Source organism: Amycolatopsis sp. NPDC004772, assembly GCF_053601215.1.
In genome coordinates, this window is the sequence record NZ_JBSGBK010000013.1 from 142,682 (window position 1) to 149,295 (window position 6,614).

Genomic DNA, 6,614 nt, shown 5'->3' on the forward strand with positions numbered 1-6,614 from the left:
CCGCGGCATGGACGCGGACGTTTTCGGGCAGGTCCTCGGCGCGGTGCGGGACTTCGTGCGCAAGGAGGTCGTGCCGCGCGAGGCGGAGATCGACGAACGGGACGAAATCCCGGCTGGAATCCGGGAGAAGGCCGCCGAGCTTGGCCTGTTCGGGTGGGCGCTGCCGGAGGAGTACGGCGGTCTCGGGCTCGGCATGGCCGAGGACGTCCGGCTGGCGATCGAGCTCGGCTGGACGACGCCGGCCTTCCGGTCGCTGTTCGGCACCAACAACGGCATCGCCGGCCAGGCGATCGTGCACCACGGGACGCCGGACCAGCGCACCCGCTGGCTGCCGCGGCTGGCCGCGGGCCAGTCGATCGCGTCGTTCGCGCTCACCGAAGCCGAAGCCGGCTCGGATCCGGGCGGCCTGACCAGCCGCGCCCTCCGCGACGGCGACCGCTACCGGCTCTCGGGCACCAAGCGGTTCATCACCAACGCGCCGCTCGCCGAAGTGTTCGTCACCTTCGCCCGCACCGACCCGGAAAGCACCGGCAGCCACGGCATTTCCGCGTTCCTCGTGCCCGCGGGCGCCCCCGGCGTCACCGTCGGCCCGCACGACCCCAAGATGGGCCAGGCCGGCGCCTGGACGTCGGAGGTGGTCTTCGACGACGTCGAGCTGCCGGCCGACGCGCTGGTCGGCGCGGAGGGCAAGGGGTTCGGCATCGCCATGGCCTCGCTCGCCCGCGGCCGCCTCCACATCGCGGCGCTGTGCGTCGGCTTGGCCGAGCGGGCGCTCGCCGAAGCCGTCGAGTACGCGCGGACGGCACGCCAGGGCGGCCGCGTGATCGGCGAGTACCAGCTGGTGCAGGCGCTGCTCGCGGAGTCTCACGCCGAGCTCGCGGCCGGCCGCGCGATGGTGCACGAAGCCGCGGCGAAGTACGACTCGGGCGAGGACCGCAAGCTCGGGCCGTCGTCGGCGAAGCTGTTCTGCACCGAGATGCTCGGCCGGGTCGCCGACCGCGCGGTGCAGGTCCACGGCGGGACGGGGTACGTCCGCGGCGTGACGGTCGAGCGGATCTACCGCGACGCGCGGCTGTTCCGGATCTACGAAGGGACCAGCGAAATCCAGAAGCTCGTGATCGCGCGGCAGCTGCTCAAGGGCTGAACTTGCGCTGGAGTCCGCTCCAGGTCCTACCGTCGCGGACATGACCACCGCACAGCACAAGATCGGCTCCGGCTTCGGCGCCACCACGACGGCGGCCGAGGTCGTCGACGGCCTCGACCTGACCGGCAAGTTCGCGATCGTCACCGGCGGCTACTCGGGCATCGGCCTGGAGACCACGCGGGCGTTGACGGAGGCGGGCGCGCACGTCGTCGTCCCGGCCCGGCGGCCCGCCACGGCCGAGAAAGCGTTGCAGGGCTTCGAAAACGTCGAGATCGGCGAGCTCGACCTCGGCGACCTCGAAAGCGTCCGCGCCTTCGCCGAGCGGTTCCTCGCTTCGGGCCGCGGCATCGACGTCCTCATCGGCAGCGCAGGCATCATGGCCCTGCCGGAGACCCGCGTCGGGCCGGGCTGGGAGGCGCAGTTCGCCACCAACCACCTCGGGCACTTCGCGCTGGTGAACCGCCTCTGGCCGGCGTTTCGCCCGGGCGCCCGCGTGGTTTCGGTGTCTTCGCGCGGCCACCACTACGGCCCGGTGCGCTTCGACGACCTGGACTTCGAGCGCGGCTACGACAAGTGGCTCGCCTACGGCCAGGCGAAAACGGCGAACATCCTGTTCGCCGTGCACCTCGACCGGCTGGCCCGCGAGCGCGGAATCCGCGCGTTCGCCCTGCACCCCGGGCGGATCCTCACCGAGCTCGTGCGCCACCTGGACCGCCAGGAGCTCGTCGACGCCGGCATGGTCGACGAGTCCGGCCGGGTCACCGGAGGGGCGAAGACGCCGGAGCAGGGCGCCGCCACCCAGGTCTGGGCGGCGACGTCCCCGCAGCTCGACGGCCTCGGCGGCGTGTACCTCGAGGACTGCGACGTCGCCGAGCCCGCCCCGGCCGACGGCAGCCGCACCGGCGTGAAGGACTACGCGATCGACCCTGCGCTCGCCGAACGGCTCTGGACGGTGTCCGCCGAGCTGACCGGCGTGAACGCCTTCGCCTGAGCCGGACGGCGGAGGGTGGGGCGGACCCCACCACCCGGCGTCGCGTGGCCGCCCCGGCGGATCCGGGGGCGGACCTGGTGGTTCCGGCGGGGACCGACGACGAAGCTGATCTTCACCAGTCCGAAGTCGTCGAACGAAGGAACAGCATGTCGAAAGCGGAATCCGTGCGTCGCACCATGGTCCGGGTGGCGGGGGGCGTCCTGGCCGGAGCCTTCTGCGCGCTGGCGGTGCCCGGCAGTGCCGGCGCCGTGGTCAACGGGGAGGACTCCACCGAACGCTACGGTTTCATGGCCTCGATCCCGGAGGTCGTGCCCGAGCTGGGCAACGCCAAGGGCGTCTGCGGGGCGGTGCTGATCCACCCGCAGTGGGTGGTGACCGCGGCGCACTGCGTCGATCCGGGGCGCAACCCGGCCAGGCCGGAGGGAACCGTGCGGATCGGCAGCGAGCGGCGGAGCTCCGGCGGCACCGTGCGCGCGATCGATCGGTGGGTGCGTCACCCGGGTTACCGGCCCGGGGCGCCGAACGAGAACGACATCGCGCTGGTGCGCCTGGACCGGCCGGTGCCGCACCGGCCGATCCGCGTCGCCGAGCGTCCCGGCCGCCCCGGCACGCCGACCCGCCTGCTGGGGTTCGGCACCACCGTCGACACCGCCGACGTCACCGAGGCGGTGTTCCCGGAGCGGCTCCAGCAGCTCGACACCCGTCGCGGCGCGGAATCGGAGTGTTCGCCCGGCTACGCGGATCGAACCCGGCTGTGCACCGTGAGCCGCAAGCCCGGTGCGATGGCGTGCATGGGCGACTCCGGCGGCCCGCAGATCCGGCGCGGGGCAGATGGCCGGTGGGAGCTGATCGGAGTCACCTCCGGTCCCGGCGACGACGACGTGCCCTGCGCCAACGGACCCGGCCTCTACACCAGCGTGCCCGCCTACGCCGGCTGGATCCAGCGCACCATCCGCGGGCGCGGCTAGAGCTTCTCGACTTCCCGCACGAGCAGGTCGATCTCGTCCTCGGTGTTGTAGTAGTGCACCGACGCCCGCACCATGTCCGGCAGGGCCCGCGCGGTGAAGTCGTACTGCGCCGACGTGCGGGTCGACAGCGACGTGTTGATGTTCGCCTCCGCCAGCCGCGCCTTGATCTCCGTGGCCGGCGTGCCGTCCACGCTGAACGTGACCAGGCCGCACTTCCGCGCCCCGGCGTCGTGGACGCGCGCGCCGGCCTCGGCCAGCCGCTCGCGCAGCAACGCCGCCAGTGAAGCAACGCGCGACTCGATCGCGGGCAACCCCCAGTCGAGGGCGTAGTCGATCGCCGCGCCGAGGCCGCACACCGCGGCGAAGTCGCGTTCCCACACCTCGAAGCGCTTGGCCGTCGGGTCGACGACGTACTCCGTCGGCGACTCCCAGCTCGCCGAGTGCAGGTCGAGCATCGCCGGCTCCAGCCGCTCGCGCAGCCGTGGGTGCACGTACAGGAACCCGGTGCCGCGCGGGCCGCGCAGGTACTTGCGGCCCGTTCCCGACAGCGCGTCGCACTTGAGGCGGGAGACGTCGAGGTCGAGCTGGCCCGCCGACTGGCAGGCGTCCAGCAGGAACGGGATGCCGGCCGCCTCGGCGACCGCGCCGATCTCCTCGGCCGGGTTGACCAGGCCGCCCTGGGTGGGCACGTGGCTGACGGCGATCAGCTTGACGCTGCCGTCGACGCGCCGCCGCAGCTCGTCGACGTCCAGCTGCCCGGATTCGTCGTCGCCGATCACCTCGACGACCGCGCCGGTGCGCCCGGCGACCTGCAGGAACGCGATCGCGTTGCTGGCGTACTCCGCCCGCGAGGTCAGGATCCGGTCCCCGGGGCCGAACGGCAGCGCGTAGAACACCGCCTGCCAGGAGCGGGTCGCGTTGTCGGTGAGCGCGATGTCGTCGTGGCCGGCACCGAGCAGGCGGGCCACCGACGAGTACACCGCGTCCAGGCGTTCCGCGGCCGCGGCGGCCGCTTCGTAGCCGCCGACCAGCGCTTCGTGGCGCAGGTACTCGACGACGGTGTCGGTCACGACGGCCGGGGGCAGCGCCGCGCCCGCGTTGTTGAAGTGGACCACCTCGGCGCAGCCCGGGGTCTCGCGCCGCGCGCGTTCGACGTCGAAGCTCATACGAACTGAATACAGTAGATAGCTATTGTATGCAATACTGCCCGGCATGGCCCGCACCCCGTTGCGCAGCGACCTCATCGAGCAGATCACCGCCCGCGTGCTCGACCGGCGGCTCGCGGCCGGCGCCCGCGTCAACGAGGTGCACCTGGCGCGCGAGCTGGGGGTCAGCCGGACGCCGCTGCGGGAGGCGCTGATCGGGCTCGCCGACCGCGGCCTGCTGGTCGCCGCGCCCGGCCGGGGGTTCCTGGTCCCGCCGTTCGACCTCGACGAGGCCCGCCGGCTCTACCCGCTGGTGGCCGAGCTCGAAGCGCTCGCGCTGCGCTGGACGTCGCCGCTGGAGCTGGCCGGGCTGCCGGACGCGCTCGACGCCGTGGCCGGCGAAATGGCCGTCGCCGACGGCGGTGATCTGTCCGCTTTGGACGATCGCTGGCACGCTCTGCTGCTGTCCCGCTGCCCGAACCCGCACCTGCTGCGCCTGATCGAGCAGACGAAGCCGCTGCTCAAGCGCTACGAGTCGGCGTACTTCGCCCGGCACGACCACGCCGGGGAGAGCATCGGCGAGCACCGCCGCATCGCCGCGGCCCTGCGTGACGGCGACCTGGCCGCCGCGTCCTCGGTGCTCGTCGCCAACTGGGTCAAGGCCTTGGCGTACCTGGGGAAGGACGAATCATGATCATCGCGCACCTGAGCGACCTGCACCTCGACGGCGGCTCGCGGGCGGAGGCCCGCGTCGCGGCGGCGATGGCCTACCTCGGGCAGCTGCCGGTCGACGCGGTCGTCGTCACCGGCGACATCGCCGACCACGGCACGGCCGAGGAGTACGCGCGTGCCGCCGAGCTGCTGAAGCACCCGGCACCGGTGCTGCTGTGCCCCGGCAACCACGACGTCCGGGCGGCGTTCCGCAGGGGACTGCTCGACCTGCCCGCGTCCGACGGACCGATCGACCTCGCGCAGGAGATCGGCGGCGTGCTGTTCGCACTGTGTGATTCGACGATCCCGGGCCGCGGCGCGGGTTTCCTGGCCGACGAAACCCTGGCGTGGCTCGACCGCGTGCTCGCCGGCGGCGACGGCCCGGCGTTCGTCGCCTTCCACCACCCGCCGGTCGAGGTCGGCGTCCCGCTGGTGGACGCGATCCGCCAGGACGGCTCGGAGCGGCTGGCCTCGGTGCTGGAACGCCATCCGCGGGTGGTCGCGCTGCTGGCCGGACACGTGCACACGGGCGCTTCGACGACGTTCGCGGGCGTGCCGCTGCGCATCGCGCCCGGCGTCGTTTCGGGCTCCCTGCTCCCGATCGAGCCGGGCGGCGACAGCGGCTGGACCGACGGCGGCCCGCTGGAGTACGACCGCCCGCCGGCCCTGCTGCTGCACGTCCTCCACGACGACGGCCGGGTGACCAGCCACCACCGCGTGGTCCCGCTCTGAGGCACTCAGCCGGAGATCTTCGCGCTGTAGACCGTCTTCCCGCAGAACGCGCCGCCGTAGCCGGTGACCTCGATGCGGCCGGAAACGCCGCCGCCCGCGGTCACCCGCAGCCGTCCCGACACCGGGAAGAACGGGCACGCCGCGATGCTCGACGACGACGTGAAGACGTTGCCGCCGGTGGCGGCCATGTTCTCGACGGGCTCGACGGTGACCGTGTCCCCGTCCACGTCGACGGTCGCCAGGTCGAGGTGCCCCGCGCCGGCGCCGGGGACGCAGCCGGAGTTCGAGCCGAACCAGATCGCGCCTGGCTGCGGCTGCCCGGCCGGGTTGCCGGAAACCAGGCAGACGTCGACCGGGTTGACGTCGTTCGTGGTGCCGCTCGAGGAGATCGTCTCGACGATGCGGAGGGTGGCGGACCGGCGGAACGAGGTGCCCGAGACCGAGCCGGAAATCGTGACGTCGTAGGAGCCGGACGGCGTCCGTGGCGCTTCTTCGGTCTCCGAGGTGGTCGTTTCTTCTTCGGTGGTCGTGGTTTCCGAGGTGTCCGCCGGGGTCGTCTCGGTCGTGGTCTCCGCCGTGCTGGTCGGGGTCGTCTCGGTGGTCGGCGCCGGCGTTTCGGTCGTCGAGACCGGCGCCGGGCTCGCGACCTGCTCGACGCCGCCGCAGCCGGCGGTGAGCAGCAGCAGCCCGGCGGTCAGCGCGGTGACGATCTTTCGGTTGCTGATCAAGGGAATCCCGATCTGACAGAGGCGGGGCGGTGCTGTCACCGGCGTAGACGCGGGCGGCCGCGGAGACGTTACGGCGGGGTTTGTAACGGCTTGGCCCGCCCGCGCGACTCGTGGACGAGACCCCCGCCCGGGGGTGGTGAACAGTGGTGGGGAGGTGGCCGGCGGTGTGCGTGCGCCGGGGGGGGACGCGCGCGC

General features: G+C 72.9%; 7 protein-coding genes. 5 read left to right on the forward strand and 2 right to left on the reverse strand.

All coding sequences use genetic code 11. The features are described 5' to 3' along the window. The first annotated feature begins 7 nt into the window (after positions 1–7). From ACWEF6_RS11535 to ACWEF6_RS11545, 3 genes are all read left to right on the forward strand, one after another. Positions 8–1,144 (forward strand): acyl-CoA dehydrogenase family protein, encoded by a 1,137-nt coding sequence (locus tag ACWEF6_RS11535; protein ID WP_449682840.1) that lies wholly within the window; start codon positions 8–10, stop codon positions 1,142–1,144. 40 nt (positions 1,145–1,184) lie between these two features. Further along, positions 1,185–2,135: an SDR family NAD(P)-dependent oxidoreductase gene (locus ACWEF6_RS11540; protein WP_449682841.1), complete on the forward strand. Its 951-nt coding sequence runs from the start codon at positions 1,185–1,187 to the stop codon at positions 2,133–2,135. 146 nt (positions 2,136–2,281) lie between these two features. Then, positions 2,282–3,103, forward strand: coding sequence for a S1 family peptidase (locus tag ACWEF6_RS11545; protein WP_449682842.1), 822 nt, complete (start codon positions 2,282–2,284; stop codon positions 3,101–3,103). On the opposite strand, the gene ACWEF6_RS11550 is transcribed toward ACWEF6_RS11545, so the two are convergent. Next, entirely contained in the window at positions 3,100–4,269 is a 1,170-nt protein-coding gene (locus ACWEF6_RS11550; RefSeq protein WP_449682843.1) for an aminotransferase class V-fold PLP-dependent enzyme, read from the reverse strand. The two genes, ACWEF6_RS11545 and ACWEF6_RS11550, sit on opposite strands and share 4 nt — an antisense overlap. A 46-nt stretch (positions 4,270–4,315) precedes the next feature. Between ACWEF6_RS11550 and ACWEF6_RS11555 the strand changes: the two genes are divergently transcribed. Continuing rightward, positions 4,316–4,942 carry a GntR family transcriptional regulator gene (locus ACWEF6_RS11555; protein WP_449682844.1) on the forward strand — a complete coding sequence of 209 codons (627 nt, stop codon included), beginning with the start codon at positions 4,316–4,318 and terminating at the stop codon, positions 4,940–4,942. Then, positions 4,939–5,691, forward strand: coding sequence for a metallophosphoesterase (locus ACWEF6_RS11560; RefSeq protein ID WP_449682845.1), 753 nt, complete (start codon positions 4,939–4,941; stop codon positions 5,689–5,691). The genes ACWEF6_RS11555 and ACWEF6_RS11560 overlap by 4 nt, the downstream gene beginning before the upstream one ends. Before the next feature lie 5 nt (positions 5,692–5,696). Here the strand turns inward: ACWEF6_RS11560 and ACWEF6_RS11565 are convergent, their stop codons facing one another. After that, positions 5,697–6,419 (reverse strand): hypothetical protein, encoded by a 723-nt coding sequence (locus ACWEF6_RS11565; RefSeq protein ID WP_449679380.1) that lies wholly within the window; start codon positions 6,417–6,419, stop codon positions 5,697–5,699. Positions 6,420–6,614 lie beyond the last annotated feature (195 nt).